The 24,513-nt window shown below is 72.3% G+C and carries 25 protein-coding genes; 5 read left to right on the top strand and 20 right to left on the bottom strand.

Annotated elements, in window-relative coordinates:
* Nucleotides 1–13 precede the first annotated feature (13 nt).
* A complete protein-coding gene (locus SCWH03_RS04720; protein ID WP_173262214.1) occupies nucleotides 14–1,261 on the top strand; it encodes a trans-sulfuration enzyme family protein in 1,248 nt (415 codons plus the stop codon).
* On the opposite strand, the gene SCWH03_RS04715 is transcribed toward SCWH03_RS04720, so the two are convergent.
* Together SCWH03_RS04715 and SCWH03_RS04710 are read right to left on the bottom strand one after the other, a co-directional pair.
* A complete protein-coding gene (locus SCWH03_RS04715; RefSeq protein ID WP_173262211.1) occupies nucleotides 1,152–2,618 on the bottom strand; it encodes a GNAT family N-acetyltransferase in 1,467 nt (488 codons plus the stop codon). The genes SCWH03_RS04720 and SCWH03_RS04715 overlap by 110 nt on opposite strands.
* Nucleotides 2,619–3,244: 626 nt before the next feature.
* Nucleotides 3,245–4,075 carry an alpha/beta fold hydrolase gene (locus tag SCWH03_RS04710; RefSeq protein WP_173262208.1) on the bottom strand — a complete coding sequence of 277 codons (831 nt, stop codon included), beginning with the start codon at nucleotides 4,073–4,075 and terminating at the stop codon, nucleotides 3,245–3,247.
* A 345-nt stretch (nucleotides 4,076–4,420) separates the two neighbouring features.
* Here SCWH03_RS04710 and SCWH03_RS04705 point away from each other — a divergent pair, with 345 nt between their 5' ends.
* A complete protein-coding gene (locus SCWH03_RS04705; protein WP_173262205.1) occupies nucleotides 4,421–4,855 on the top strand; it encodes a hypothetical protein in 435 nt (144 codons plus the stop codon).
* Between the two features lie 294 nt (nucleotides 4,856–5,149).
* On the opposite strand, the gene purB is transcribed toward SCWH03_RS04705, so the two are convergent.
* The 9 genes from purB to bioB all read right to left on the bottom strand — a co-directional run bounded on the left by purB (nucleotide 5,150) and on the right by bioB (nucleotide 14,759).
* Entirely contained in the window at nucleotides 5,150–6,583 is a 1,434-nt protein-coding gene (purB, locus tag SCWH03_RS04700) for an adenylosuccinate lyase (protein WP_173262202.1), read from the bottom strand.
* Nucleotides 6,584–6,796: 213 nt separating this feature from the next.
* Nucleotides 6,797–7,372, bottom strand: coding sequence for a phosphatase PAP2 family protein (locus tag SCWH03_RS04695; RefSeq protein ID WP_173262199.1), 576 nt, complete (start codon nucleotides 7,370–7,372; stop codon nucleotides 6,797–6,799).
* Complete coding sequence (locus tag SCWH03_RS04690; protein WP_173262547.1) at nucleotides 7,369–8,535, bottom strand: MAB_1171c family putative transporter; 1,167 nt, start codon at nucleotides 8,533–8,535, stop codon at nucleotides 7,369–7,371. Before SCWH03_RS04690 ends, SCWH03_RS04695 begins: the two co-directional genes overlap by 4 nt.
* A 49-nt stretch (nucleotides 8,536–8,584) precedes the next feature.
* A complete protein-coding gene (locus SCWH03_RS04685; protein ID WP_173262196.1) occupies nucleotides 8,585–9,172 on the bottom strand; it encodes a toxin in 588 nt (195 codons plus the stop codon).
* On the bottom strand, nucleotides 9,169–9,630 hold the full coding sequence (locus SCWH03_RS04680) for a hypothetical protein (protein WP_254076558.1): 462 nt from the start codon (nucleotides 9,628–9,630) through the stop codon (nucleotides 9,169–9,171). The genes SCWH03_RS04685 and SCWH03_RS04680 overlap by 4 nt, the downstream gene beginning before the upstream one ends.
* 819 nt (nucleotides 9,631–10,449) lie before the next feature.
* Nucleotides 10,450–11,265 (bottom strand): SGNH/GDSL hydrolase family protein, encoded by an 816-nt coding sequence (locus SCWH03_RS04675; protein WP_173262193.1) that lies wholly within the window; start codon nucleotides 11,263–11,265, stop codon nucleotides 10,450–10,452.
* 124 nt (nucleotides 11,266–11,389) lie between these two features.
* Complete coding sequence (gene bioD / locus SCWH03_RS04670) at nucleotides 11,390–12,166, bottom strand: dethiobiotin synthase (protein ID WP_173262191.1); 777 nt, start codon at nucleotides 12,164–12,166, stop codon at nucleotides 11,390–11,392.
* 117 nt (nucleotides 12,167–12,283) lie between these two features.
* Complete coding sequence (locus tag SCWH03_RS04665) at nucleotides 12,284–13,585, bottom strand: adenosylmethionine--8-amino-7-oxononanoate transaminase (protein ID WP_173262188.1); 1,302 nt, start codon at nucleotides 13,583–13,585, stop codon at nucleotides 12,284–12,286.
* Nucleotides 13,578–14,759, bottom strand: a complete 1,182-nt coding sequence (gene bioB, locus SCWH03_RS04660; protein ID WP_173262185.1) for a biotin synthase BioB — start codon at nucleotides 14,757–14,759, stop codon at nucleotides 13,578–13,580. The genes SCWH03_RS04665 and bioB overlap by 8 nt, the downstream gene beginning before the upstream one ends.
* A 143-nt stretch (nucleotides 14,760–14,902) precedes the next feature.
* Here bioB and SCWH03_RS04655 point away from each other — a divergent pair, with 143 nt between their 5' ends.
* Nucleotides 14,903–16,057, top strand: a complete 1,155-nt coding sequence (locus SCWH03_RS04655) for an 8-amino-7-oxononanoate synthase (RefSeq protein WP_173262182.1) — start codon at nucleotides 14,903–14,905, stop codon at nucleotides 16,055–16,057.
* A gap of 158 nt (nucleotides 16,058–16,215) precedes the next feature.
* On the opposite strand, the gene SCWH03_RS04650 is transcribed toward SCWH03_RS04655, so the two are convergent.
* Nucleotides 16,216–16,431, bottom strand: a complete 216-nt coding sequence (locus SCWH03_RS04650) for a DUF397 domain-containing protein (protein WP_173262179.1) — start codon at nucleotides 16,429–16,431, stop codon at nucleotides 16,216–16,218.
* Between the two features lie 15 nt (nucleotides 16,432–16,446).
* Nucleotides 16,447–17,304, bottom strand: coding sequence for a helix-turn-helix domain-containing protein (locus SCWH03_RS04645; RefSeq protein ID WP_173262176.1), 858 nt, complete (start codon nucleotides 17,302–17,304; stop codon nucleotides 16,447–16,449).
* Between the two features lie 346 nt (nucleotides 17,305–17,650).
* On the opposite strand from SCWH03_RS04645, the gene SCWH03_RS04640 reads away from it, so the two are divergent.
* Nucleotides 17,651–18,091 carry an ATP-binding protein gene (locus tag SCWH03_RS04640; protein WP_173262173.1) on the top strand — a complete coding sequence of 147 codons (441 nt, stop codon included), beginning with the start codon at nucleotides 17,651–17,653 and terminating at the stop codon, nucleotides 18,089–18,091.
* A gap of 222 nt (nucleotides 18,092–18,313) precedes the next feature.
* Here SCWH03_RS04640 and SCWH03_RS04635 read toward each other — a convergent pair whose 3' ends face one another.
* The 3 genes from SCWH03_RS04635 to SCWH03_RS04625 form a co-directional block, all read right to left on the bottom strand.
* Complete coding sequence (locus SCWH03_RS04635) at nucleotides 18,314–18,790, bottom strand: C40 family peptidase (RefSeq protein WP_173262170.1); 477 nt, start codon at nucleotides 18,788–18,790, stop codon at nucleotides 18,314–18,316.
* 525 nt (nucleotides 18,791–19,315) lie between these two features.
* On the bottom strand, nucleotides 19,316–19,624 hold the full coding sequence (locus SCWH03_RS04630; RefSeq protein ID WP_173262541.1) for a hypothetical protein: 309 nt from the start codon (nucleotides 19,622–19,624) through the stop codon (nucleotides 19,316–19,318).
* A gap of 7 nt (nucleotides 19,625–19,631) precedes the next feature.
* Entirely contained in the window at nucleotides 19,632–20,267 is a 636-nt protein-coding gene (locus SCWH03_RS04625; RefSeq protein WP_173262167.1) for an ATP-dependent Clp protease proteolytic subunit, read from the bottom strand.
* 109 nt (nucleotides 20,268–20,376) lie between these two features.
* Here SCWH03_RS04625 and SCWH03_RS04620 point away from each other — a divergent pair, with 109 nt between their 5' ends.
* The gene (locus SCWH03_RS04620; RefSeq protein ID WP_173262164.1) at nucleotides 20,377–20,667 is read left to right on the top strand and encodes a type II toxin-antitoxin system Phd/YefM family antitoxin; all 291 of its coding nucleotides are present in this window, start codon (nucleotides 20,377–20,379) and stop codon (nucleotides 20,665–20,667) included.
* A gap of 356 nt (nucleotides 20,668–21,023) precedes the next feature.
* On the opposite strand, the gene SCWH03_RS04615 is transcribed toward SCWH03_RS04620, so the two are convergent.
* The 4 genes from SCWH03_RS04615 to SCWH03_RS04600 all read right to left on the bottom strand — a co-directional run bounded on the left by SCWH03_RS04615 (nucleotide 21,024) and on the right by SCWH03_RS04600 (nucleotide 24,439).
* Nucleotides 21,024–21,182, bottom strand: coding sequence for a hypothetical protein (locus tag SCWH03_RS04615; protein ID WP_173262162.1), 159 nt, complete (start codon nucleotides 21,180–21,182; stop codon nucleotides 21,024–21,026).
* 174 nt (nucleotides 21,183–21,356) lie between these two features.
* Complete coding sequence (locus tag SCWH03_RS04610) at nucleotides 21,357–22,316, bottom strand: cytochrome c oxidase assembly protein (RefSeq protein WP_173262160.1); 960 nt, start codon at nucleotides 22,314–22,316, stop codon at nucleotides 21,357–21,359.
* Nucleotides 22,317–22,424: 108 nt separating this feature from the next.
* Nucleotides 22,425–23,450, bottom strand: a complete 1,026-nt coding sequence (locus tag SCWH03_RS04605; RefSeq protein WP_173262158.1) for a 6-phosphofructokinase — start codon at nucleotides 23,448–23,450, stop codon at nucleotides 22,425–22,427.
* Nucleotides 23,451–23,710: 260 nt separating this feature from the next.
* Nucleotides 23,711–24,439: a type 1 glutamine amidotransferase gene (locus tag SCWH03_RS04600; RefSeq protein ID WP_173262156.1), complete on the bottom strand. Its 729-nt coding sequence runs from the start codon at nucleotides 24,437–24,439 to the stop codon at nucleotides 23,711–23,713.
* Nucleotides 24,440–24,513: the final 74 nt, after the last annotated feature.

Genomic DNA, 24,513 nt, shown 5'->3' with positions numbered 1-24,513 from the left:
CAGAGTGCGCGCCATGGAACCCTCCGCATCGAACGCCCCCGCACCCACCCGGGCGCTCGCCACCGAAGCCGTGCACGCCGGACGCGAGGACCTCGTGCAACTCGGCCTGCACGCCGCGCCGATCGACCTGTCCACCACCTACCCCTCCCACGACGCGGCGGGGGAGGCGGCGCGCATCGACGCCTTCGCCTCCACCGGCGGGCGGCTGGACGGCCCGCCCGTCTACGCCCGGCTGGACAACCCGACGACGGCCCGCTTCGAGACCGCGCTGGCCCGGCTCGAGGGTACGGACAGCGCGGTGGCCTTCGCCAGCGGCATGGCCGCCCTGACCGCCGTACTGCTGGTCCGGGCCTCGATGGGGCTGCGCCATGTGGTGGCGGTCCGGCCGCTGTACGGGTGCAGCGACCATCTGCTGGACGGCGGACTGCTCGGCACCGAGGTGACCTGGACCGACCCGGCGGGCGCCGCGGCCGCCATCCGCCCCGACACCGGGCTCGTGATGGTCGAGAGCCCGGCCAACCCGACCCTGGCCGAGGCCGACATCGCCGCGCTCGCCCGCTCCTGCGGCGCGGTCCCGCTGCTCGTCGACAACACCTTCGCCACCCCGGTGCTCCAGCGGCCCGCCGAGAACGGCGCCCGGCTCGTGCTGCACAGCGCGACCAAGTACCTCGGCGGCCACGGCGACGTGATGGGAGGCGTCGTCGCCTGCGACGAGGAGTTCGCCGCAGCGCTGCGGCAGGTGCGCTTCGCGACCGGTGGTGTGCTGCACCCGATGGCCGGATATCTGCTGCTCCGGGGGCTTTCCACGCTGCCGGTGCGGGTCCGGGCCGCGTCGGCGACCGCCGCCGACCTCGCCGGCCGGCTCGCCGCCGACCCGCGCGTCGCCCGGGTCCACTACCCGTCGGTCGGCGGTGCGATGGTCTCCTTCGAGGTGTACGGGGACCCCCGCGAAGTGATCGCCGGTGTCCGGCTGATCACCCCCGCCGTCAGCCTCGGCAGCGTCGACACGCTGATCCAGCACCCGGCCTCCATCAGCCACCGGATCGTGGCCGAGGGGGACCGGCGTGCCGCGGGCGTCGGTGACCGGCTGCTGAGGATGTCGGTCGGGCTGGAGGACGTCGAGGACCTCTGGGACGACCTGGGCGGGGCGCTCAGCGCCCGGCGTGACCCGGCCGGGACCGCTCGGGCCCAGTCCCCCGCTCCGGGGGCAGCGCACACGAGGCGTCCCGCGGAAGCCCTGAGCACGCCGGAGCCGCGTTGAGGCGTGCGCTGATCACGAGGGTGCCCTCCTCGATCTGGTAGTCGAGCGGGAGGCCCAGCCGGCGCATGGCGGCGACCATGCCGGTGTTGGACGACTGGGTCACGGCGTAGACGTTTCCGCATCCCGACTCGACGGCCAGCGCCACCAGCCGGCCCAGCAGTTCGGCGCCGATCCCGCGCCGCTGCCACTCGTCCTCGACGAGGAGCGCGACCTCGGTCTCGTCGCCGTCCCAGAGCAGATGGCCGAGGGCGACGATCCGGCCGGCTGCCGTCTCCACCGCGAGGGTGCGGCCGAACCGGGGGCTGAGGAGATGGTTCAGATAGCGGTCCGCGTCGGCGACCGGCCCGTGGTAGCGCGACCTCAGGGTGCGGGCGGAGCAGCGGTCGTGCATCGCGCGGGCGGCATCGACGTCGCCCTGGTCCGCGCGGCGGACGGTGATCTCGTTTCCCTCCGGGAGCGTCAGCACGTCATGGGCGCGCGGAACGCGCGGGCCGAGGCGGGCGTCGAGTTCGACCAGGGCGCGGGCCCGGGCGTACTCGGTCGGGGTGAAGGGCGGACAGGGGCGCTCGATGGTGATGGTGCCGCCGTTCGGGTCGCGCAGCCGGATCACCGTCTCGTCCAGGACGCCTTCCTCGGGGACCTGCCCGCCGCCCGGCCGGGCCCCGAGGGTCTCGGCGGGCCGCGAGCGGATGGTGCATCGGCCCAGCAACTGGCGCAGTGCCAGCGGGAGTTCCGCCGCGTCCAGAGCGGTCCGAGTGGCGAGGCCCAGCAGTCTCGTCGGGGGGTCGACCAGGTCGTGGGCGTCGGCGCGTTCGATCCAGGTGCCGCCGCCGCCCGCGGACGAGACCGCCCGGGTGATCTCCTCGGCACGGAGGGCGGCGGGTGCCCGCAGCAGGAACTCGTCGACGGTGCCGTCCGCCAGCGGGTGCGTCTGGAGTGTCAGGATGTCCACCCGGTGGCGCGCCAGGGCCCCGCACAGGGCGGCGAGGCTGCCCGGCTCGTCCCGGACGGTCGACCGCATCCGCCACAGCGCGGTCTCAGGGGACGGCCCCCGCGTGCCGGACGGGCCGGTGGTGGCAGGCGCCCCGGCGGCCTCGCCGCCGGCGCCTCCGGGGCCGCCGGTATCGGCGGCCGGAGGAGCATGGCTGTGGCGGCGCGCCCACCAGGTGTGGAACGCGGCCGTGGCGACGAGCGTGACGGCCGAGGCGGCCAGCAGATAGGGGCCGTCGGGGCCGTGGGCGATCAGGTTCGCGAGGGCGTCCGCCACGGCGACGGCGGTGAAGAGCGCGGCCAGTTCGACGAGGTCCCGCCGCCAGTGGTGGCGGCGGATGCGCGTCGCGGAGTTCACATCGGTCATGGCGTCACTCTGGTGGAGTGGTGTTGCGTGATCACGAACGCTCTGTGACTGATGGGTTAAGGCCGATTCTGGCATGTTTAGCCCGTTTTCTTTCGAGTCTGTCGTTGAAGGGTCGCGCTGACGACGCAAGGCGGTCGGCGGCCCGCCCGCTCGGGCGATGTGCGGGGCGGAGCGCTTCCACCCGGCCGGCTCGTGGGGGCCGCCCCGGACCTGCCCGAAGCCGGCCCGAGCCGGCCGCCCGGGGACCGCCATGTGTCGCTCCGCGCACTCGGCGGCCCCTGAGAGGGTCTCCCTCCGTGGGCCGCGGGTGATCGCCGCGGCCCGGCGGGTGGGACTGTGCTTCCGGGGCACCGGCCACGTCGCCGCGCGGGTACCGGTCGCGGAAGCCGATCGGGCCGTGTCCGCGGGCCGGTTCGGCTCGACCGTATCAAGGGCGGCGAGCCCGGGTACGTCATGTCCCGGCCGACCTGCGTCCACGCCCTGCGGCACCCTGCGGCACCCCGCGGCACGCCGTCCCCGGCGACCGGGAGACCCGGCGGCCCGGTGGACGGCTCGCCGGCCCGGCGCAGGCTCCAGAAGATCCGAGTGCCCGGGCCGGGCCGGGCCGCGCCCCCGCCCCGCGCCGGTCAGCGGCTGCCGTCGAGGATGACCCGGGCGACCAGGGCGGGATCGTCGCTCATCGGCACATGGCCGCAGCCGGGCAGCCGGACGAGCCGGGCCCCGGGGATGGCCTGTTTGGCCCTGATGCCCTGACGGCGCAGCAGCAGCCGGTCCCGGTCCCCCCACGCGACGGTGACGGGGACACCGGGCACGTCGGAGGTGAACAGCACTTCGCGGCCGGCGTCGAGCGTCTCGCCGAAGCCGGTGGCGTCGCGCAGGGCGCGGGTCTCCGCCACGACCGCCTGCGGTGAACGACGCCCGGGGCGGGCGTAGATGGTGCTGGTCAGCGCCGCCCGCCCGGCGGCGGTACGGGACAGCCTGCCGAGTACCGGCTCGGGCACCAGCCGGGCACCGCGGCGCATGGCGAGCAGCGTGCCGAACGCGTATCTGCGCTCGGCCTGCGACCAGAACCCCGCGGGCGACAGGGCGGTGACGGACCGCACGAGCTTCTGCCTGCCGAGTTCCAGCGCCAGCAGTCCGCCGAGCGAGTTGCCGGCGACATGCGGCCGTTGGACGCCGAGCGCCTCGCAGAGGGCGCCGAGTACGGGGACGACGGCGGGAAGTTCGTACGACATGCCGTGCGGTAGCGCCGGGGAGGAGCCGAAGCCGGGCAGGTCGATCGCGATCACGTCGCGTTCCGGTGTCAGCAGCGGGAGTACGGGCTCCCACGCCTGCCAGTGGTGGCCGATGCCGTGCAGCAGCAGCAGCGGCTCACCCGTGCCGCGCCGCTCGTAGGCGACCGACATGGTGCGGGGACCGCCGGGGGAGCCGACCGGGAAAGAGACCTTCGAGACCATGCTGCCGCTCCTGACCATGACTTCGTCACGCGCCTTGCCCACAATAACTACCGTTCGGTAGCGCCGATGGGCAAGAGGGGCGGCAGCCGCGTTGCGGCCGAGACGCCCGCCATGAGCAGGCGCCGGGGTGGCCACCGCGGTGACCAGGGCCGGCGACGGCAGCCGTTGTCCACGTCGCGAGCCGCGTTCGGCGGAAAGACCACCGCGAGTCCGGTACCGGACGGCGAGGCGCATGATCGCTTGCCCCATCTCAGGGGACGCAACGCACAGCCGGTGGCGGAGAATTCGTCACCGAAAGCAGATGATGACCCGTCATATGTCAGTGGGAGGCGGTGTACTGGACGCATGACCATCGCACGGCACCTGGCGATCATCGAAATCCTGTGCTCCCGGCCGTTCCCCGTCGTTCCTGGCCGGTCGGAGGTGGGCGCCAGTGCTCCGGGGTACCACACGGCCGAGCTGGGCCGGAGCGGGCAGATCTGGGGCGACCGATCGGACGGGGAGGCCGTCGAGGAGCAGTTCGAAGCGGAGCGGGAGGCCCTCGCCGCCGTTCTGAGCACACGATGGGGTCCTCCCCAGGTATTCGGCCTGGGCTCGGTGCTCGCCAGATCCGTCGGGGAGGAGCACATACCGGAGCCCTGGGGCATGCTGAGCGCATCGGTGCCGGACGTCCATCTGTGGCGGGCCGGCGGACGGTGGGTGGTGCTGGGAGTCTCCCGGTGGGGCACCGAACTGACCTACCAGTTGCTGGCCACCGTCACCGAGGTCGATCCGCCTTGAGGCGGATTGCGGAAGTTGCTCCGCCTGCTCGCGCGGCGGGCCGTGCGGCGTCCGGTGCGGGCGATCGCCAGGCGGAGGACCGCCTCGTACCGGACGTCCTCGGGCGCATCCGGTAACGCGGCGCGGGTTGCCTCCCGTGCCCGAAGGCCGACGGGGGAGCGCGTGCCGGGCGTCGCGGGCCCTGAGGCCGGCGGGGCCGATGGTGCTCCCCCTTCTCCCGCAGAATCCGACCGCCCTCGCGCAGTTCCCCGTCGGTGGGTTCCTCGGCCCGCGCGGTGGCCCGGGCGGAGCGGCTCAGAGGATGGCACCCGGCGTGTACGCGGCGGCCTCCGGACGGCGCTTGACGATCTCCTCGACGCGGGCGACCACCGAGGCGACCTGGCCGCTCGCCGCACCGGTGAAGGACAGCTTGTCCGCCATCAGCGCGTCCAGCCGGGCCCGGTCCAGCGGCACGCGGTCGTCGGCGGCGAGCCTGTCGAGCAGCTCGTTGCGCTCGGCGCCCTGCTCCCGCATGGCCAGGGCGGAGGCGACCGCGTTCTCCTTGATCGCCTCATGGGCGGCCTCGCGGCCGACTCCGGCCCGCACGGCGCCCATCAGCACCTTGGTGGTGGCCAGGAACGGCAGGTAGCGGTCGAGTTCGCGGGACACCACAGCGGGGAAGGCGCCGAACTCGTCCAGTACGGTCAGGAAGGTCTCCAGCAGGCCGTCGAGGGCGAAGAACGCGTCCGGAAGAGCGACCCGGCGCACGACGGAACAGGAGACATCGCCCTCGTTCCACTGGTCGCCCGCCAGCTCGCCGGTCATCGAGGCATAGCCGCGCAGGACGACCATGAGGCCGTTGACCCGCTCGCAGGAGCGGGTGTTCATCTTGTGCGGCATCGCGGACGAACCGACCTGGCCGGGCTTGAAGCCCTCGGTGACGAGTTCGTGCCCGGCCATCAGCCGGATCGTCTTCGCCACCGACGACGGTGCGGCGGCCAGGTGCACCAGCGCCGTCACCACCTCGTAGTCCAGCGATCGGGGATAGACCTGGCCCACGGAGGTGAAGGCGTGGGCGAAGCCGAGATGGCCCGCGATGCGCTGCTCCAGCTCCTCCAGCTTCGCCCCGTCCCCGCCGAGGAGGTCCAGCATGTCCTGGGCGGTGCCGACCGGTCCCTTGATACCGCGCAGCGGGTACCGGGCGAGGAGTTCCTCGACCCTGGCGTAGGCGACCAGCAGCTCGTCCGCCGCCGTCGCGAACCGCTTGCCCAGCGTCGTGGCCTGCGCCGCGACGTTGTGGGAGCGGCCCGCCATCACCAGCTCCGCGTACTCGGCCGACAGCCTGCCGAGCCGTGCCAGCACGGCGACCGCACGGTCCCGCATCAGCTCGAGCGAGAGCCGGATCTGCAGCTGCTCGACGTTCTCGGTCAGATCGCGGGACGTCATGCCCTTGTGCACGTGCTCATGGCCTGCGAGGGCGTTGAACTCCTCGATACGGGCCTTGACGTCGTGCCGGGTGGCCTTCTCCCGTTCGGCGATCGACGCGAGGTCGACCTGGTCGAGAACCCGCTCGTAGTCGGCGAGGGCGGCGTCCGGCACCTCGATCCCCAGGTCCTGCTGTGCACGCAGCACCGCCAGCCAGAGCCGGCGTTCCAGCCTCACCTTGTGCTCGGGGGACCACAGCTCGGCGAGTTCCGCGGAGGCGTAGCGGACGGCCAGGACGTTGGGGATGCGAGGCTTTGCAGTCACGTGCACCGAGTCTACCTTTGATCTTACGCAGTGCTCCCCCCTTCACGGGGGAGGTGAAGTGCATCTCCATACTGCTCTGACCTCGGTTCGGGGTACGGATCTGCGCTGTTGGCCTCAACCGGGTCACACGGGGCGCTGCCGCCGGGCCGGTCGGACCGGTCAGGCCACCGGCGAACCGAGGCCGACCGGCCGGGCTCCGGTGCGTCCGGGGTCCTACGCGAACAGGAAAGCCGTCGCGGTGGCTGCGCCGAGTGAGGCGCCCGCCGCGGTCTGGGCCACGGTGTGGTAGGTCAGTGCCACTCGAGACCAGCACACCGCCATCGTCAGCGCGTAGGCGAGCAGCCACCACGGTGAGTGGACGACGGCCAGCAGCGTGGGGACGGCGGAGGCCACCGCGCTGTCCACGCTGATCTTCCATACGGTGTTCACCGTCAGCAGCACGACGGTCATGGCCCACAGCGCGAGCATGGCGACGAGGATCCCGCTCGGTGCGCGGCCGAGGACCATGACGAGCGAGCCGCAGCCGATCGACGCCAGAATGACGAGGAAGATCGGTGCCCGCTTCGTGCGGTCCACCACGTGCCGGTCCCCCCACGTTCCGCGCTTGCGCTCCCACTCGATGTACCCCGCCGGGACGAGTCCGGCGCACAGCGCGCCGAGCAGGCCCCACGGGACGCCGGTCCAGTCGCCGGCGGCCGCCAGGCCGATACCGACCATGCCGGCCACCAGGACGTTGCGCGGCTGGAGGACATCGGTGACGGTCCGGGCCGTCGTGCCGTCGTCCGTCATGCGGCCGTCTCCGCGGCGGCGAGCAGGCCCTGCGCCCGGGCCGGGCTGCTCTTCCCGTACTCCCTGGCCACTCGGCGCAGCCATGCGACCTCTCCGTCCTGGTCGGTTGCCGCGGGCTGCTCGAACGCAGCGACCGGGCCCGCGGGCGCCCCTCCCGCCTTCGCCGCGAGTGCGGCCCTGATCCAGTACGCCTGGGCGGCGGCACCGTGTGCGGTCTGCTCCTTGGCGGCCGCCATCAGGTCGTCGGGGACGTGATGGCGCAGCTTCTCGATCGCGTCGGCGACATCGTGGATCCACCTGTCGAGCCGGAGCTCGGCGTCCATGTCGCGGCGGGTCAGCTCGCGGTAGCGGGAGCGCGGCGGCTCCATCGGGATGGCGGGGAAGGCGGTCATCAGCTCGTGCCACATCGGATACAGGCGGGACAGGGCCCACCAGGCGCGGGCGCGGCGGAGGCCCTGTTCCGAGGCCGGGACCGATACCCCGAGCGCGAACAGCACGAAGAGGAGAAGCTGCATCGCCTCGGTGGAGGACTCGATCCCGCGGGCGGCGGTGACGCTGGGCCGGTCGGCGAGCCAGACCCACATGGCCAGCATGCGGCCGAAGGAGTAGAGGACGCCGAGGGCCATGGCGAACGCCATCATGCCCAGGCCGACGCGCAGCAGCCTGCGTTCCTCACGGCGGAACGCTCCGGCCCACTGGTAGAGGCAGATGGCGGACGCGGAGCCCAGATAGACGTAGAAGACGGTCATATAGGCGGTGGCGCCCCACTGCCCGGCGTGGTCGCTGACGAAGCGGTCGCTCGGCACCGAGCGGTCGACGATCGTGAAGAACGTGATCGTCATCAGGGCGAAGCTGGCGAGAGCCGTCTTGGTCGCTGCGCGCTGGATGACGCGGGCCACTCGCACGGCGCGGGCCATCTCGCCGTCGGCGGGGTACTGCCCGTACACGGCGACGATGTAGTACATGATCGCCAAGATCGCTGCGCCCGCCGAGTAGTGCTTGAGCAGGATCGAGGCGTCGGTGATCGAGCTGTTGTTGAGCCCGGTCCGTACGATCTCGGTCTTGGTCCACAGGGCGATGGAGAAGCCCACGAAGCAGCCCCAGAGGGACCGCCGACGGGCATCGGAACCGCCGAGCGCACGCCAGATGGCGACAGCGGTCATCAGGGCGGCTACGAGGTAGCCGGCTATGTCGAGCACGGGGGTCCTTCGGTTACGAACGGCGAAAGAGGCGGCGAAGGCGGCGTCCTGGCCGGCAGCCGCCTCCGGCGGGCCGGGAGAGGGTGTCGCCCAGGCGGCCGAGCATGTCGTCGCTCGGCACATCGCGGGCCATGCGGGTGATGAGGGAGGCGCCGACCTCGGCGATCTTCTCCTCGACGGTGTGGTAGTTGGAGCGTGCCTGGACGGTGGCCTCGCCCGCCGTGACGCGCTTGATCAGGTCCGGTCCGAAGACGGGCAGCAGTGCCCTGAGTTCGTCGGGGTCGAGCCGGGTGCCGTGGTCGAGCCACTCGTGGACCAGCTCGTGCAGCATGACGTGCTCGGTCAGATAGGCCGACGGGCGCTTGCGGTAGAGGACGACGCTGAAGTCGGTGTCCTTGATCCTCAGCCCGCACGCCGCGCTCGCGGTGACCATCGAGTGGGGGATGGGCCGCATGATGATCCGGCGGCCGCGGGCCTTCTCCATGTTGATCCGCAGCTGCTCTACCGAGAAGGGGTGGGGGATCGGAAGGTCGGCCAGTCCGGCCTCACACAGCTCCTGCACCTCACTCAGCGACGGCTCGGAGGAAGCTGCGTCCGTCATGTCTGCGGGTCCGCCGGACGCTCCTGCGCCTCCTGGCGCGCCTTCTCCACGAGGTCGAGTGCGAAGTTGAGCAGATCGGGCGAGAGTCCCTCTTCGGCGAGGCCCCGCCCGGCGATTCCGCTGATGCCGCCGGCGCGCTTGTCGGCCAGGAAGCGCAGTCCGGCGGCGACTTCCGCCTCGACCTGCGATTCCGGCTTGAAGAAGCGCCAGTCGCAGTCGAAGCCCAATCCCAGGGCTTGCAGGGTCTCCTCCCTGACCTCGGTGAGCTGGCCCTTGCGGAGCTTGCCGAAATAGCTGTGGGACAAGGAGCCGCCGCGGGCCTCCACGATGCGGCAGAACTGGCGGTCGCTCGGGGCGCCGTCGGGGAACGACTCCTTCAGCAGGTAGTCGATCTTCTCCTGCAAGGTGCGTGGCCCATCCTTCTCGCCGGCGCTCATCTTCGCCCCCAGGCTACTCATGTCCGATTCTGCGTTGTCTTCTTCGCATGGCTTCGTCACCCTAGTCCACCCTGTCGGACGGGAGTTCGCCTCACGTCTGCGTTCTGCCTCCAGCCGCCGCGCGGTGGTCGGCCCGTGGCGGAAGGGGCGGGAAGACGCCCCGCCGACCTCAGGCGACGGGAGTTCCTGCGCGTCCGGCGCGCACGATCGGCAAGGCATCTCTGAAGCGGGAGTCTCCCACAGGCCCGCGGGGCCGTCCGCCGTGTCCGATGCCCGGAGATGATCGCGCGCATGCGCACCTGAACCATGCGACCCCTCTGTCCGACCGCGAACCGGAGAGCCTCGCAGACCCCGCACCGGAGGGCTGTCCGGCCCGTCGTCCTGCCCGCATCCGAAAGGGCCGCCCCGAACCCACCGGACACCGAAGACCGGACCCACGCGGTGGATGCAGAGCCCGGCCTCGTGATGCGCCTGACTCTCAGCCAGCTTGCGCAAACACTCTACGTCACTGTTAACTCGATGACACACGGGGCGGCTCGCAGGGTGGGGAGAGCGGCCGGATTTCGCCGTCTCCTGTGAAGCTGCGCACGGGACTGCCCGGCTCGGGGGAGCGGGCAGCTCCGTGCGTCCATCCGAGGCGATGGAGTTGACGGGCGAACCGCGGCGGACTCCGGGGCAGAGCCACCGCTCCGGGCCTCCGGCCCGCGGACTCCCGCGGCCGGGCGGAACACCGCCGTGCCTCGGCTTCTCGACCCGGCGCGCACCGTGGGGTTTCGACCCGGCCCCGAGCGTGAGATCGCCGAACCCCTGCGCCGCCCGCGCCGGTTCGCCGCAACGGTGCTACTCGGGGAGGCCCGGTGTGTGGAGTCCGTCCCACGGGCTTCCGTCCGCCTCCCACGCCAGCAGCTCGGGCCGCTTCGGGCGCAGTCCGTCGCCCGACGAGCGGCCGGTGAGCCGGCGGCCGATCCACGGGGCCAGATGCTCCCGGGCGAACCGGACGTCCGCGGTCCGCCGGGCCGCCCAGCGCAGGGGCACCGGCGGCGGCAGAGGGGACCGCCAGTCGCCCTCGGCGGCCAAACCGAGTCCCTGCCAGACGGCTTCGGCGACCCTCCGGTGGCCCTCGGCCGTGAGATGCAGCCGGTCCGCGTCCCACATGCGCTGATCGCCGAGCACCTCGGCCCCGTACAGGTCGACCACCAGTGCGCCGTGCCGGGCCGCCAGTCCTTCGATGTGCTCGAACAGGGCCTCCATGCGGGGCCGGAAACGTTCCATGACCGGGCCCCGCCGTCCCGGGCTGCGCATCAGCACCAGCCGGCGGCAGCTCGGCGCGAGGCGCTCCACGGCCTCCTCGAGCCGGTCCCCAACCCGGCTCAGGTCGCACCCGGGGCGCAGTGCGTCATTGAGGCCGCCGACCATCGTCACCACGTCCGCCCGCATGGCGGCGGCGAGGCCGACCTGCTCCTCCACTATCTGGCCGATGAGCTTGCCCCGGACCGCCAGATTCGCGTACCGGAAGCCGGGGGAGCGGGCCGCCAGTCGGGCGGCGAGGAGATCTGCCCACCCCCGGTACGTGCCGTCGGGGAGCAGGTCCGACATGCCCTCCGTGAACGAGTCGCCTACCGCGACGAAACTGCTGTATGAGGCGTTCATCTCCATGGCGGTGCGATCCTACCGCTCGGTACGCCGCGTCCCCGCCGCGTCCCCGCTGCGGGCGTGCGCGGGGTATCCGGGACCGTCCCCCTTCCGGTCCTGCGTCACCGCGAGCCGGCCGGCCGTGCGCTCACCGCCCGGCCGTCCCGCGCTCCGCCGCGGACCCGGCCGCCGACCCGGCCGCGGACTGCGCGGCGAACGTCTCCGTGAACGCCTCCCCGTCCCAGGACCCGCCGAGCACGGGCGCCAGCCAGGTTGGCGCCGCCGCCCGGAACGCTTCGGGAGCGAGCGATCCGGCCCCCTCGGGGACGGCCCCGAGCAGCGCCGCCCCGGCCGACTCCGGCAGATCGGCGAGATTGCAGCGGGCGGCGAGGTCCGGCGCCGCGGGCCAGCTGCCGACCACGATCCCCAGCGGGTCCAGGGACCGCGAGCGCAGGGCTTCCGTGGTGAGCGCGGTCGCGTTGAGCGTGCCGAGCCCGGCCGGGGCCACGACCAGCACGGGCGCGCCCAGGAGGCGGGCGGCGTCCGCGAGGGTGCCGCCCTGTCCGTCGAGGCGTACGAGCAGCCCGCCGGCGCCCTCGACCAGTACCAGGTCGTGCTCCTCGGTCAGTTTCGCGGCCGCCTCGGCGACCTCGTGCGGTGCCACCGGGGCCAGGCCCGCCCGGCGGGCGGCCGTCGCGGGGGCGAGCGGTTCGGGGAACCGGGCGAGTTCGGTCCCGGTGACGCCGGGACCGGCCAGCCGGGCCGCCTCCTCGGCATCCCCCGGTTCGCCGTGCGACAGCCCGGTCTGGGCGGGTTTCAGCACCGCCACGGTCCGCCCCCGCGCGATGGCCGCCGCGGCGACGGCCGCGGTGACGACGGTCTTCCCGATCTCGGTACCGGTTCCGCTGACGACGATGACACCCATGGCTCTCCTTGCTGGTGATGACCGTGCGGAAGGGGGGAGGGGCCCCGCGGAAGGAAAGGGCCCCGCGGGAAGGGGGAGGGGCCCCGTGGAAGCAAAAGGCCCCGTGGAGGCCCCGGTTCAGCCGGCCGCGGCCGCGGCCAGGACCGCCCGGGTGATGCGTGCGAGATCCGCGTCGTCCGTGACATACGGCGGCATGGTGTAGACCAGATCGCGGAAGGGCCGCAGCCACACGCCCTCGCGCATGGCGGCCCCGGTCGCCGCCGCCATGTCCACCGGGTGGTCGAGCTGGACGACGCCGATGCCGCCGAGCACGCGGACGTCCCGGACGCCGCCGGTGCCCGCCGCCTCAGCGAGCCCCTCGCGGAGCCCGGCCTCCAGGCGCTTGACCTGCCGCTCCCAGTCCTGGGAGAGCAGCAGGCCGATCGACGCGCAGGCGACCGCGGCCGCCAGCGGATTGCCCATGAAGGTCGGCCCGTGGGCCAGCACGGGCACCTCGCCCTGCGAGATCCCCTCGGCCACCCTCCCCGTGCACAGCGTCGCCGCCATGGTCAGATAGCCGCCGGTCAGTGCCTTGCCGAGGCACATCACATCGGGTGAGACCCCTGCGTGCTCAGCCGCGAAGAGCCTGCCGGTGCGCCCGAACCCGGTGGCGATCTCGTCGAAGACCAGCAGCACGCCGTGCGCGTCGCACGCCTCCCGCAGCACCCGCAGATAGTCGGGGGAGTGGAAGCGCATCCCGCCCGCGCCCTGCACCACCGGCTCCACGATCACGGCGGCCAGCTCGTCCGCGTGCCGGGCGACGAGTGCGCGCAGATGGTCCCCGTACGCGGGGTCGCAGGGCAGGTCGTGGCCGGCCGGGGGCGCGTCGGCGAAGACCTGCCGGGGCAGCACGCCCGCCCACAGGTCGTGCATCCCGCCCTCGGGGTCGCACACCGACATGGGCTGCCAGGTGTCGCCGTGGTAGCCGCCGCGCCAGGTCAGCAGTCTGCGCTTGTCCGGACGGCCCGTCGAGCGCCAGTACTGGAGGCACATCTTCACCGCGACCTCGACGGACACCGAGCCCGAGTCGCAGAGGAAGACGTGCTGAAGGGGTTCCGGAGTGATCTCGACGAGCCGGGTCGCGAGCCGTACGGCGGGCTCGTGGGTGAGCCCGCCGAACATCACATGGCTCATCCGCTCCAGCTGGCTGTGCGCGGCGGCGTTGAGTACGGGGTGGTTGTAGCCGTGGACCGCCGACCACCAGGAGGACATGCCGTCCACCAGTTCGGTGTGCCCGTGGACCGGTTCTGCGAGCCGCAGCCGCACTCCGGACGCGGACTCCACGACCAGCGGATCCGTGCGTCCCGGCATGGGACCGTACGGATGCCAGACGTGGGCCCGGTCGAGGGCCACCAGTTCACGGGCGCCGGAGCTAGGCATTGGGGGCGAGGCCGGTTCCCGCGCCGCGGCGGCGGACGGCCACCAGATCGGGGCGTGCCGCGGACGTGCCGGCCGCCTGCTCCCCGGTCTCCCCGGTCTCCCCGGCGCTGTCCCCGCACGGGGCGCAGCCCCCGCCGCCGTGCGAACCGCAGCCCCCGGAGGCGGCGTCCGCCCGGTGCGCCGGGAGCGTGGCGGTGTCCGCGCCCTCCACCTCGAAGCCCGCGTCCGCGATCATCTCCAGGTCGGCCTTCCCGGCCTGGCCCTCGCTGGTGAGGTAGTCGCCGAGGAAGATCGAGTTGACCAGGTGCAGTGCCAGCGGCTGCAGGGTGCGCAGATGGACCTCGCGGCCGCCCGCGAGGCGCACCTCCACGTCCGGGCAGACGAACCGCACCATGGCGAGGATCCGCAGCGCCCGCTGGGGCGTGAGGTTCCATTCCTTCGCCAGGGGAGTGCCCTCGAACGGGATCAGGAAGTTCACCGGCACCGAGTCGGGGTCCAGCTCCCGCAGCGCGAACACCACGTCGACCAGGTCCTCATCGCTCTCGCCCATGCCCGCGATCAGCCCCGAGCAGGCGGATAGCCCGGCCGCATGCGCCTTCCGGACGGTGTCCACACGGTCCGCGTAGGTGTGGGTGGTCGTGATGCCCCCGTACGTCCCCTCGGACGTGTTGAGGTTGTGGTTGTAGGCGTCGGCGCCCGCCTCGCGCAGCCGCTCCGCCTGGCCGTCGGAGAGCAGTCCCAGGCACGCGCACACCTCGACGCCCTCGTTCCGCTCCTTGATGGTCTCGATGGTCTTCGAGACGCGGTCGACGTCCCGGTCGGTCGGGCCGCGGCCGCTGGCGACCAGGCAGACCCGCTTGGCGCCGCCCGCGACCCCGGCGGCGGCGGCCTGGGACGCCTCGTCCGGCTTCAGCCAGGTGTACTTGAGGATCTCCGCCGTGGAACCGAGCCGCTGGGAGCAGTACGAGCAGTCCTCAGGACAGAGCCCGGACTTGAGGTTGACCAGGTAGTTCAGTTTCACCCGCCGCCCGAACCACTGGCGGCGCACCTTTCCGGCGGCTGCCACCACATCGAGCAGATCATCGTCGGAGGTCGCCAGCACGGCGAGCGCTTCTTCGCGGGTCGGCAGCTCACGCCGCAGGCCCTTGTCCACCAGCGTGTTCAGGAGGTCCATAGCGCAGATCCTCGCCTACCGGACACCCCCCGGCCAAGGAGGAACCCCACAACGGCCCCCCGTTCGAGGTGTGTGTATGACCACACTCTGCCCTCCGGCGTCCCCCGCTAGGGTCTGTTCGCTGCCTACAAAAGGACCGGAACATGCCCCCAGCGCCGCAGGATCCCTTCGACTGGACGGACGACGCGGCCCGCCGCCGGGCGGACGCGGGCCTCGTCCGCGTGCTCCGCCCCCGGCCCGCGGACTCGGCTCTGCTGGACCTGGCGAGCAACGACTACCTCGGCCTCACCCGCAGGCCCGAGGTCACCGAGGCGGCTGCCTCGGCCGCCCGGCGCTGGGGCGCGGGGGCCACCGGATCCCGGCTGGTGACCGGCAGCACCGAACTGCACGCGGAACTGGAGCACGAACTGGCCCGGTTCTGCGGATTCGAGTCCGCCCTGGTGTTCTCCTCCGGGTACGCGGCGAACCTCGCCGCGCTCACCGCGCTCAGCGCGCACGGATCCCTGATCGTCTCGGACGCCGGCAACCACGCCTCGATCGTGGACGGCTGCCGGCTGTCCCGGGCGGAGACCGCCGTAGTGGCGCACGCCGATCCGGAGGCCGTGGCCAAGACGCTCGACGCCCACCGCGGCAGGCGTGCCCTGCTGGTGACCGACTCGGTGTTCTCGGTGGACGGCGATGCCGCGCCGCTGGCCGTCCACGCCGGTGTGTGCCGTGCGCACGGGGCCGCGTTGGTCGTGGACGACGCGCACGGCTTCGGTGTCCTCGGCGAGGGCGGCAGGGGGGCCCTGCACGCGGCCGGCCTGGCGGGGGCCACGGGTGTCGTCGCCACGCTCACCCTGTCCAAGTCCCTGGGCAGCCAGGGCGGAGCGGTCCTGGGCCCGGCGCGGGTCGTGGAGCATCTCGTCAACGCCGCCCGTACGTTCGTCTTCGACACCGGACTCGCACCGGCCGCGGTGGGCGCGGCCCTCACGGGTCTGCGGCTGCTGCGCCGCGAGCCCGGCCTCGCGGAGCGCTCCCGGCGCGTGGCGAGCACCCTGCACGCGCGGTTGACGCAGGCCGGGCTGACCGCCGCCCGGCCGGACGCGGCCGTCGTCTCCGTGCGGGCGCCCTCACCGGAGGCTGCGGTGCGCTGGGCGGCGGACTGCCGGGCCGCCGGGGTCGCCGTGGGGTGCTTCCGGCCGCCGTCGGTGCCGGACGGGATCTCACGGATCAGACTGACCGCGCGCGCGGACCTCACCGATCGCCAGATCGGGGCGGCGGTGGCCGCCGTCCTGGAGACGGCACCGGGAGTGTGAACCGGGTGCCGGGTGCTGGGCGCTGGGTGCCGAGCGCCGGGACCGGGCGGGAGTCGGCAGCCCGCAGCCACGCAGCCTGGTCTGGGCGGTCTGGGCGGTCTGGGCGGTCTGGGCGGGTCGCGGGTCCGGCGCCGTGCGCCCTTCCGCCCGCCGGCCGGTCACCGCTGCGCATCGTCCAGTCCGCGGACGAATCCCGTCCAGGCGCCGGGGGAGAACACCAGGTACCGCAGTCCTGGGTTCTTCGAGTCGCGGACGGACAGGGCGCCGTCGGGGCACCGTGCGGTCTCCACGCAGTTGTTCGTTCCGACACTGCGGCTGCTGCGCCGCCAGGGGGTGCCGGGTAGCGGGCGTAGACGTGCGTCGTGAGCAGACATGGGGGTGCCTCTTCCCTACACGCCGTCACGGATCCGTGCGACGAGATCCAGCGAGTCGGCCGGTGAGAGCGCATGCGCCTGCATGGTGTGGAAGGCGGCGCCGTACGTCTCGAGGTCTTCCTTGCGTTCGAGGTGGAGACTACTCGTCAAATGGTCGAGAGCAACCACGTCCAGATCAGAAGTGCTCGGAAAGGAGAAAATAACGAAGGATCCGGTCAGTCCTATGTAACCGCCCAGGGAGAAGGGCAGCACCTGCAGGCACACGTGCGGGAGTTGGGCCATCTCCAGCATCCGGCGCAGCTGACCACGCATCACCTCACGACTGCCCACCCGGCGCCGGAGGACCGCCTCGTCCAGTACGGCACTGAAGGCCAGCGGGCGTTCCGACCGCAGGACGCGCTGCCGTTCGACGCGCACTTCGACCAGCGAGTCCACCGTCGCCGTCGGCACTCCCTCCAGCGCGGAACGGGTCACCGCCCGCGCGTAGTCGGACGTCTGCAGCAGCCCGGGGACCACGGAGGTCTCCAGTGTGCGGGCCCCGCTCGCCTGGGACTCCAGACTGATGAAGTCCCGGTACTGCGGGGGAATCACTCCGCGATACGTGTGCCACCAGCCCTTTCCCCTGCTGTCCGCCGTGTCGGCCAGCGTTCCGAGAAGCCGGCGCAGCCGCTCGTCGGCCACCCCGTAGACGTCGAGCAGCCGTGCGACATCGGCCGGTTTCACGCCGCTCGTTCCGGTCTCTATGCGGCTGACTTTCGACTGGTTCCAGCCCACCAGGAGCGCCGCCTCCCGGCTCGTGAGGCCGACTCCCAGCCGCAGCCCCCGCAGTTCCTCCCCGAGCTTGCGCCGGCGTACCGCGGGACCCTGCCGCATGCCGTGTCTCCTTGTGTCTCCTCGTGTCTCCCCGGGCGGCCGCCGGGACCCCAGAGCCGCCGGGGCCGCCGGGCCGTTCGGCACGGATGACCGGCGGTGGGCCCCGGCAGGCGCCGTGCCGCGCGGTGCCTCCTCGTAGCCAAGCGCCCAGTCTGGGCCCAAATACACTCCCGAGTTGCAGAGTTCACCGCATTGAGCGACAGATATATGCACGTCCCGGTGGATCGGCTCCCATGCGGCGGGTAACAGTGGCAGTCTGGCGCGAAGCGCAGTCCGAGGCTGTTCCGGCATCCAATCCGCTGTGTGCCGTGCTCCGGCAGCCTTGGTGGGAAAGGGACAGCTCATCATGGCAGACCATCAGGAAGCCGCCGTCACACTGCCGAGCGATCCCGCCTCGGTATCCGCCGCGCGCAGATACGTCTCCGATGTCCTCGCCGAATGGGGACTACCGGGGGAGGGCGAAACCGCCGACACGGTTCGTCTCATCGTCTCCGAACTCGCCACCAACGCCGTCCAGCACACCTTCGGACTGTCCCCCACCTTCACGGTCGACATCCGCCTCGATCGCCACGAGCGCCTGCGCATCGGTGTGACGGACAGCCATCCGCGCAGGCCCCAGCGCCTGCCGGCGGCCGTGCAGCAGGACAACGGCCGCGGCATGGTGATCATCCGCTGGCTCGCCGCGGAATGCGGGGGCAGGTTGTATGTCGATCCCACGCCCGAGGGCGGCAAGACGGTCTGGATTGCCCTGCCCTGGAGGCCGGCCGGCGGCGGTCATCCGCGGTGAGCGCCGGCGGACCGGACCGGTCCGCCGGCGCTCACCGCGGATGACCGCCGGGGCCCGTACCGTGCCCACGAGGGGACCGCCCGCCCCGGGGGCCGGGCGGGACGGGACCGCGCCGCCCTCTCCCCCGCTCCGGTGCACCAGGCGCGCTCGGCGGCGCAGAGCCCGGTGGCCGTGCCTGCCGGTCGGCGGAGTACCGAGCAGGGGAGCCGCTGAGCGAGCCCGTCAGCGAACCCGCCCGTAACGGACGCTCTTGGACCAGATCTTGGTCAGCTTCACCACGGAGCCGGTCTTGGGCGAGTGCCAGATCCTGCCCGCCCCGGCGTAGATGCCGACGTGGTAGACGTGTCCATGTGAGTGAAAGAACACCAGGTCACCGCGCTCGCGCTGGGAAGAGGAGACATGGCGGGTGCGGTTGTACTGCTGCTGGGCCGTACGGGGCAGCTTCTTGCCGGCCTTCTTGTAGGCGTAGAGCGTGAGCCCCGAGCAGTCGAAGCGGTTCGGACCGGTGGCTCCGTACCGGTACGGGGCTCCCTTCTTCGACGCGGCGACCTTGAGAGCCTTCGTCGCGTGAGCCGAGGCGGCGTGGGCCTCCTGAGCACCGCCCGGCACGATCAGCGAGCCGCCGACGGCGGCGATCGTGAGTGCCGAGACGGCGCCCGTCCGGGACAGCAGGGACGGGAGATGCGTCTGCGCAGTCATGCGCAACCCTTCGTCAGCCGCCTGTGAAGGATGACCTGTCGGGTTCGGGCCGGCGAAGACGCCCGGCCGCCTGCGCGGCTTCACCCCGAGGACCCGCCACCGATCCGGCGGCCGGCCCGTACTGCTGGGTCCTCCACTCCTGCCGAAGCCCTCATGTCGACCAGGCATCCGGCGCGGCGGCAGGACTCGGCGTCCGCCCGGACCGCCCCGCCGCGGTGGCGGGGGCTTGTCGTCTCAGGGATCTTGACCCATGAACTGCCCGATTTCCGAGTGGAAACGGCGGTTTGTGAGGCTCCTCACCACTGATCTGTTCGAGTGGAGGGGGCCGTTCGGGGGACCCGGCGTCCTCCGGCGATGAGCCCCGTACCTGCGGCGGAGCCGTTCGTTGGGCCGATCGGGCCACGTTGTCGCGCAACTTGCCCGGGACGAAAGCCGAAGCCGCAGGTGGTCCGGATGGGCGACACCCGGTCGTACGTATCGCGGGCGTGTCGGAGGGCTCACGGCAGGGCGTGACAAGGGGGTTCGTCAACTCGCTTCCTCCGGCGGTATGCTGATAAGCGATGCTCTGCGGGCTCCGTCCAACACCCGCAGTGCGCGCGCCAATGTGGTGGCGTGCAGCTCGTTCTCACCGCGCGTGTGCATGACCGTCAGGGCATCGCGGAGCGCCGTGGCCCCGGAGACCAGCGCCTGCGCGGCGCGCAGAGCCCCGTAGGTGTGACTCCCGCGAGCCGGGTTGATCCTGCCCAGCTGGTCGACCACTTGGAGATAGCTGTCGATGACCTCGCTCTCGGCGCGGGTCAGGGCGGGCAGCGGCGGCAGTTCCGGTGGCAGCACCACCCACTCACCGTCCATCGGCGGAAGCCGGGGCGGACTTCCGGTTCTCGATGATGGCATCGATCAGCCCGTACTCCCGGGCCCCGGCGGCGTCGAGTACGGTGTCGCGTTCCAGGTCGGCGGCGACGCGCTCAGGGCTCCGGCCGCAGTGGCGGGCGAGCATGGCGGTGAGTTGCGCGCGCAGTCGCAGCAACTCCCGTGCCTGGAGGTCCAGATCGGTGGGCTGCCCGTGCACCGGTTCCGGCAGTGAGGGCTGCCGGATGACCACCTGGGCCCCGGCCAGGGCCGTGCGCTTGCCCGGGGTGCCGGCCGCGAGCAGTACGGCGGCGGTCGCCGAGGTCCGTCCCAGACAGGTGGTGGCGATGTCGCAGGCCACCGTCTGCATCGTGTCGTAGATCGCGGACATGGCGCTGACCGGGCCGCCGGGCGAGTTGATGTAGAGAGCGATGTCGCGGTCCGGTGCGGAGTACTCCAGGTACAGCAACTGCGCGATGACGTCGTTGGCCGAGGTGTCGTCGACGGGAGCCCCGAGGAGGACGATCCGCTCGGACAGCAGCTTGGAGTAGGGATCGAGCGTGCGCTGTCCGCCGCTCGGATGCTCGGTGAACTCGGGCAGGACATGGCGGGCGGACGGACGCTTCACGACGTATCACTCCTCCGGCGGCCTACGGGGGCCGTCATATGCGCGGCCTCTTCCGTGACCCATAAACGTACAGAACGTACAGGATGTACAGAGCGTTATGATGGGGAGCATGGCCTACGAGATTCCGGTGACGCAAGCGCGAGCTGAACTCGCCGACCTGATCAACCGCGTCGTCTACGGTGGCGAGCGGGTTGTCGTCACCCGCCACGGAAAACCGCTCGTGGCGCTGGTTTCCGCCGCTGACCTGGAGAGATTGGAAGCGGGCGGGCACTCGGCAGAGGGCTCCGCGATCACCTCGGTGGTGTCGGCGGCCCCCGGCCCGCCGTCCGCTGCCGGCGAACGCGGCCGCTTCGGTATCGCGGCCGAGCACCGGGCTCCGGGCACGGGCGACGGCGCCTGAGCCACGGGGTCCGGAGCGCGCCCGTGGCCCCGCGATACCCGCCCGCCGACCGCGAACCGGATCGTCGGGCGCAGCGGGTGCCGCCGCAAGGCAACCGGATCACCGATCGCAGTGGCATCGCGGCGAGCCCGTGGTCCTGTGCCCGTGGTCCTGTGCACGCGGTCCTGTGCACGCGGTCCTGTGCACGCGGGTCGGTGATGCCCCGCCCGCTCCCCGGTGGCCCCCCGGGCACTGCGCCCATGCCGGCTGCTCGGCGCCGCCCTGAGCGAGGTGACCGGTGGCGATCCGCGCCCCGCGTGCCGCAACCGTCCTGCCCGTCGCGCACTCCGCCCACCGCCGGGACCGGGCCGCGGACCTCAGGTGGGATTCGACACCAGCATCCCCAGCGTCACGAGACCCAGTACGACCCAGGCGAACCACAACCAGCCGCTGCCGCCGAGGGCCGCGGTGTAGGCCGTCACGACCACCAGGGACACAACGGTCAGCACACCCATCGTCTTCGTGGAACCGGACATGCTCGCCCTCCTCCAGGTCCGGCGCCGCGGCGGGACCCGCGGCCGGGGCCGTGCAGCCATCGTCGCCCCTCACGAGGGGGGTGCGCTACTCTCCGGCCCGAGGCGGTCACCGGGGGAGGGGTGCCCCTCCCCCCGGCGATCCCTCCGCAGCGGCGGGCGGCATCGCCAGGGCGTTCAGCGGCTGCGTGCCCCCAGCGAGGCGAGATACGCGTTGTACGCCTCGAGTTCCCTGTCGCCGTCCCGGTCCGCGGCCCGGTCCTTGCGGACGGCCTGACGCTGCTCGGAGTGGTACCACTGGAACACCAGGGCGATCAGCACCAGCACCGACGGGATCTCACTGAACGCCCAGGCGATGCCGCCCGCCGCGTTCTGGTCGGAGAGCGCGCTGATCCCGAGCGACGCGGGGGGATCGGCGTACGTCCCCACCATCGGCTCGGAGGCCATCATCAACGCGATGCCGAAGAACGCGTGGAAGGGCATGCCGGCGAAGAGCTCCAGCATCCGCATCACATAGCCGGGGCGGTGCGGACCCGGGTCCACGCCCATGATCGGCCAGAAGAAGACCAGCCCGACGGCGAGGAAGTGCACCATCATCCCGATGTGCCCGGCCCTGGACCCCATGAGGAGGTCGAACAGCGGGGTGAAGTAGAGGCCGTACAGGCTCGCGATGAACATCGGGATCGTGAACGCCGGGTGCGTGATGACCTTCATATAGCGGCTGTGCAGCAGGGCCAGCAGCAGCTCGCGGGGGCCCCTGCGGCCGCGCCCCGCCGGCGGCAGGGCGCGCAGCGCCAGAGTCACCGGCGCGCCCAGCAGCAGCAGGATCGGCGACAGCATGCTGATCACCATGTGCTGGACCATGTGGACGCTGAACATGACCATGCCGTAGTCGTTCAGCGCGGTGCACATCACCAGCGCGATGCTCAGCACACCGACGGTGAAGAAGATCGTCCGGTTCACCGGCCAGGCGTCCCCGCGCCGGCGCAGCCGCACCACGCCCCAGCCGTAGAGCGCCAGTGCCAGGAGGCAGCCGGTCAGGAAGACCGGATCGACGGAGAGTTCCAGCCCCCTGCCCAGCGTGAACGGCGGCAGGTCCATCTGCATCCCGTGCTCGCCGTGTCCGCTGTGATCCATCTGCGTACTCCTGGGACGTCCTGATGCGCGCTTGTTGTCCGGGCAAGACTAGAACCGCCCCCGGCCGCCGCTGCGACCGGGGGCGGCTCCACCGCTCGGGAGCCGTGCTCAGAGGACCGTCTCGGCCTCTTCGTACCGCTCCTGCGGGACGGTCTTCAGCGTCTCCACCGCCGGCGCGAGCGGCACCATGGTGATGTCCGTCCCGCGCAGTGCGGTCATCATGCCGAACTCGCCCCGGTGCGCCGCCTCGACCGCGTGCCAGCCGAACCGGGTGGCGAGTACGCGGTCGTACGCGGTCGGCGTGCCGCCGCGCTGGACATGGCCGAGGATGACCGGCCGGGCCTCCTTGCCGAGCCGTCCCTCCAGTTCGACGGACAGCTGCCGGGCGACACCGGCGAAGCGCTCGTGGCCGTACACGTCCTTGCCGCCCTCGTCGAACTCCATGGAGCCCTCCCGCGGCTTGGCCCCCTCGGCGGCCACGACGATGGCGAACCGCTTGCCGGCCTCGAACCGGGCGCCGACCCGCCGCGTCAGCTCGTCGATGTCGAAGGGGCGCTCCGGCACGACGATGGCGTGTGCACCGGCGGCCATCCCGGAGTGCAGGGCGATCCAGCCGGTGTGCCGGCCCATGACCTCGACGATCAGCACCCGCTGATGGGACTCGGCGGTGGTCTTCAGCCGGTCGAGGGCCTCGGTCGCGACGCCGACGGCGGTGTCGAAGCCGAAGGTGACGTCGGTCGAGGCGATGTCGTTGTCGATGGTCTTGGGCACGCCGACGATCGGCAGACCGGCCTGGGCCAGCAGGTTCGCGGCCTTCAGGGTCCCCTCGCCGCCGATCGGGATGATCGCGTCGAGGCCCAGCTCGGCGACGTGCCCCTTGGCCCGCTCGACGCCGTCGACGAGATGCGCGGGCTGCACCCGGGAAGAGCCGAGGATCGTGCCGCCGCGGGCGAGGATGCCGGCCACGGCGTCCAGATCGAGCTTGCGGTAGTCGGCCTCCAGCAGGCCCTTCCAGCCGTCGTGGAAGCCGATCACCTCGTCGCCGTGGTCGACGACGGCGCGGTGCACGACGGAGCGGATGACCGCGTTGAGCCCGGGGCAGTCGCCGCCGGAGGTGAGGACACCAATGCGCATAGCCCGAAAACCTTTGCAACGTGGGCCGACTCCCGGACCACGTCGTCCGGTTGGATCGGTGCCACCTTACCGGCGCGGGGCGGCGGGAGCCGAACCGGGCGTCCGAACCGTGGACACCCTGCCCCGCGCTGCCCGGGCTGCCCCGCAGACGCCTGCCGGGGCCCGTTCCGCACGGCCTGGTGAGTCGCTGGTGAGCCGCTGGTGAGGCGGTCGGGGGAGGGGCGGCCGGGGAAGCCGGCGATGTGCTCGGGCGGCCGGTGTCAGGCGGGCTGGGTGGCGGCGGCGATGCGCTCGGCGCGCAGCGCCTCGTACCACCGGTCGTCGGTGGGCGGCAGCGCGTTCACGTCGAGCGCCAGCTTCAGCAGCAGATCCGCGATCTGCGGGTTGCGGGCCATCACCGGCCCGTGCATATACGTGCCGAAGAAGGTGTCGTTGTAGGCGCCCTCGGTGCCGTCGCCGGTGCCGTTGCCCTTGCCGAGGACGGTCCGGGCGAAGGGACGCGCCGTCGGTCCGAGGTGGGTGATGCCCTGGTGGTTCTCGAACCCCGTCAGCTGCGGCAGGCCCAGCCGCGGGTCGATGTCCGCCAGTACGTCGCCGACGCACCGCTCGCCCTCGCCCCGGGTGGAGACCACATCGATCAGGCCGAGGCCCGGTTCCCGCTCGCCGAGGTCGTTGATGAACTCGTGGCCCAGGATCTGGTAGCCGGCGCAGACGGAGAAGATGATCGCACCGTTGGAGGCGGCCCGGGAGAGCCCGCCGTCGCGCCGCAGCCGCTCGGCCGCCAGCCGCTGCGGCCGGTCCTCGCCGCCGCCGATCAGATAGATGTCGCCGGATGTCGGCACCGGCTGGTCGCTGCGGACGTCGACTCGGGTGACGCCCAGGCCGCGCTGGCGGGCGCGGCGCTCCACGACCAGGGCGTTCCCCTGGTCGCCGTACGTGCTGAGCAGGTCGGGGTAGACCCACACCAGGCGCAGGCTGCTGTCGCTCATGCTCGTGTTCCTCTGCGGTCAGTGCGGTCGGTGCGGTCGGTGCGGTCGGTGCGGTCGGTGGTGCGCTGGGCGCG

The sequence above is a fragment of the Streptomyces pacificus genome, assembly GCF_011766325.1.
Lineage (GTDB): Bacteria > Actinomycetota > Actinomycetes > Streptomycetales > Streptomycetaceae > Streptomyces > Streptomyces pacificus.
Note: the sequence above shows the minus strand (reverse complement) of the source record. Positions and strands in the feature narration are given on the sequence as shown.